This window comes from Nocardia sp. NPDC004582, from assembly GCF_053602115.1.
In genome coordinates, this window is the sequence record NZ_JBSGCY010000282.1 from 1 (window position 1) to 2,218 (window position 2,218).

Sequence of the window (2,218 nt, forward strand, 5' to 3'; positions counted from 1 at the left end):
GACCGCCGGTTCCGGCGATGTCCTGTCCGGCATCATCGGCGCACTCCTGGCCCGCGGCCTGCACCCCGCTGTCGCCGCCGCCTCCGCCGCCCGGGCACCAATCAGGGCCCCGCGTACCCGTCACCGCCGACGTCGGGCCCGTCCTACCCCAATCAGCAGCCCCCGTCCTACCCGCACCACCCGATCCTTAATCAGCAGACCTCGACGCCCGCGTACCCGAACCAGCCCGCGCCACAGCCGTTCACGAGCCAGCAGGGCCCGGCGTACCCGCCCCAGACCTACGCGCACCACACTCCGCAGCCGAACTACGCTCCGCAGCACCGTAGTTCGAACACCACGGCCTGGCTGATCGCCGCCATCGTCACGGTGCTGGTCATCGTCATCATCGTGATCGCGGTGATCATCAAGGGCAGCAAGTCCAAGGCCGACGCCCCGCAGCAGCCCGACACCATCGTGTACTCGGCCTTCGCCGACCATCGCACATCCGAGAACATCCTCGGCGGCAAGGCTTTCCGCATCACGCTGTGAGACCTGGGGGATCTCCCCCACCCGGATTCCAGGGATCCGCCCGATGACCCGAGGGCGCGACCCGGCATAGCGTTCAACCATGGTCAAACGCTGTGCCACCGCTCTCGCGGCTCTGCTGGTCGCGGGGACGGCCGCCGGGTGCGCCGATCCCGCGGAATCCTCGGTCGCGGAACAGTTGCACAGGGATACCGAGGCGATCCACGCCCTCGGCATCAGCGGGGTGCAGGCGCGCGTCATCGAGCCCGACGGCACGCAATCGGTCGCCACGAGCGGGACCGCCGACCGGACCACCGCAGACCCGGTCCCGTCCGACGGCTACTTCCGGATGGCCAGCACCGCCAAGACATTCGTCGCCACCGTGGTCCTGCAACTCGCCGGCGAGGGCACGATCGCCCTCGACGACACGGTCGACCGGTGGCTGCCGGATGTGGTGCGGGACAACGGGAACGACGGCACCCGGATCACCCTCCGCCAGTTGCTGCAGCACACCAGCGGAATTCACGACGACCTGCCGGGCTACACCACACCCGAGGAGTACTACCGGCTGCGCTACGACACCTACGCCCCCGCGCAGCTGATCGCCCGAGCCATGGCCCACGCGCCCGATTTCGCGCCCGGCACGGGCTGGCAGTACTCGAACACCGGCTACATCCTGCTCGCGGAGGTCGTTCAGCGAGCCACCGGCCGACCCGTACACACGGAGATCGAGAACCGCATCGTCATCCCGCTCGGCCTACGTCGAACCCGGTGGCTCGGCGACGCCTCCACGCTTCCGCAGCCGCACGCCCGCGCCTACCAGTTCTTCGGCCCCGGTTCCGAAGTCGACGTCACCGACCAGATCGCGCTGGAACCGGAGAACCTCTCCTGGGTCACCACGACCGAGGACGAGAACATCTTCTTCCGCGCCTTGCTCGGCGGCCGCCTGCTCCACCCCGACCGGTTGGCGGAGATGAAGCGATCCGTGCCGGTGAGCGGGGACCTCGAAACCCTGTGGCCGGGTCGCCGATACGGCCTCGGTCTGGCCGAACGGCCGTTGAGCTGCGGCGGGACCTACTGGTCGCACGAGGGCGGCGACGGCGGCTACATCACCCTCAACGGCGTCACCGAGGACGGCAGCCGAAGCGCGGTGGTCTCCATGTCCGAGGCGCTCGGCGACACCCCCGAACACATCGTCGCCCAGGAATCCGTCGGCGGCGCCCTCATCGACCACGCCCTGTGCGCCGGTCGCTCTACGAGCTGATCGCCCGGCCGGACGCTGTTAGGGTCTGGCGGTATCGCGGATTCGGGCTGGTCGGCCCGGTGGAGTGAGGGGTTGCGGGCGTGCGTGGTGAGCGATGGGCCGAGGGCACGGCCGAAGTGCGGCTCACCACGATCGCCCGCGAGTGGGGGCGGATCGGCTGCATCGGTTTCGGCGGACCGCCCACGCACATCGCGCTGCTGCGGCGGTTGTGCGTCGAGGAGCGGAAGTGGATCGCGCCCACCGAGTTCGAGGACGCGATCGCGGCGGTCAACCTGCTGCCCGGCCCGGCGTCCACGCAGCTGGCCATCTTCTCGGCCTGGCGGTTGCGCGGCACGGCCGGGGCGCTGGTCGGCGGGGTGTGCTTCATCGTGCCCGGGTTGGTGATCATTCTGGCGCTGGCGGCGTTCTTCCTCGCCGGCGGCGTGCCGCACTGGGCGCTCGGCGCGGCCG

3 protein-coding genes are annotated in these 2,218 nt (G+C 70.2%); all 3 read left to right on the forward strand.

The annotated features are described in order from the left end of the window. Window positions 1-366 precede the first annotated feature (366 nt). The gene (locus ACWELJ_RS33985) at window positions 367-528 is read left to right on the forward strand and encodes a hypothetical protein (protein WP_452370156.1); all 162 of its coding nucleotides are present in this window, start codon (window positions 367-369) and stop codon (window positions 526-528) included. A gap of 79 nt (window positions 529-607) precedes the next feature. Further along, a complete protein-coding gene (locus ACWELJ_RS33990) occupies window positions 608-1,768 on the forward strand; it encodes a serine hydrolase domain-containing protein (RefSeq protein WP_452370157.1) in 1,161 nt (386 codons plus the stop codon). Window positions 1,769-1,848: 80 nt separating this feature from the next. Next, window positions 1,849-2,218 (forward strand): chromate transporter (locus ACWELJ_RS33995; RefSeq protein ID WP_452370158.1); only part of this gene is annotated, 370 nt, incomplete at its 3' end.

Excerpts from the sequence above, each read along its gene's own strand:
- ACWELJ_RS33990 (WP_452370157.1), top strand. The coding sequence starts at position 608 with ATGGTCAAACGCTGTGCCACCGCTCTCGCGGCTCTGCTGGTCGCGGGG.